Below are 693 nucleotides of genomic sequence, written 5' to 3'. Positions count from 1 at the left end.
CCGGGCGAGGTCCGCCGCATCACCCTCTACGTGGACAAATTCCCCGATGGGCAGATGGGCTACGGCCTGGAACCCGGCAAGCCCACCATCCCCGGCCCCCTCATCGAAATGATCGAGGGCGAGACCCTCGAAATCGAACTCGTCAACAACACCGACGTCACCGCCAGCCTGCACGTGCACGGCGTCGACTACGAGACGAGCAGCGACGGCACGCGGATGAACGACAGCGTCGTCCAACCCGGAGGCCGCTACGTCTACACCTGGCGCACCCACGCCCCGACCACTCGCGCGGACGGCACCATCGCCCCCGGCAGCGCCGGCTACTGGCACTACCACGACCACGTCGTCGGAACCGACCACGGCACCGGCGGCATCCTCCTCGGCCTCTACGGACCACTAGTCGTACGCCGCACCGGCGACACCCTCCCCGACAAAACCTTCACCGTCGTCTTCAACGACATGAAAACCAACAACCTCACCACCGCACCCGACTACACGGCCAAACTCGGCGAACGAGTCGAATTCATCGTCATCGCCCACGGCAACCTCTTCCACACCTTCCACATCCACGGACACCGCTGGGCCGACAACCGCACCGGCACACTCACCAACCCAGACGACCAAAGCCGAATCATCGACACCAAAACCACAGGACCCGCAGAATCCTTCGGCTTCCAAATCATCGCCGGCGAA

Annotated in this window: 1 protein-coding gene; it reads left to right on the top strand. The window is 64.1% G+C overall.

Annotation, left to right across the window (positions count from 1 at the left end):
* The coding region (locus tag FLV34_RS39540) for a multicopper oxidase domain-containing protein (RefSeq protein WP_147945617.1) at window positions 1-693 on the top strand (693 nt) is incomplete at both ends.

It is taken from the genome of Microbispora sp. CSR-4 (genome assembly GCF_008033685.1).
Lineage (GTDB): Bacteria > Actinomycetota > Actinomycetes > Streptosporangiales > Streptosporangiaceae > Microbispora.
Note: the sequence above shows the minus strand (reverse complement) of the source record. Positions and strands in the feature narration are given on the sequence as shown.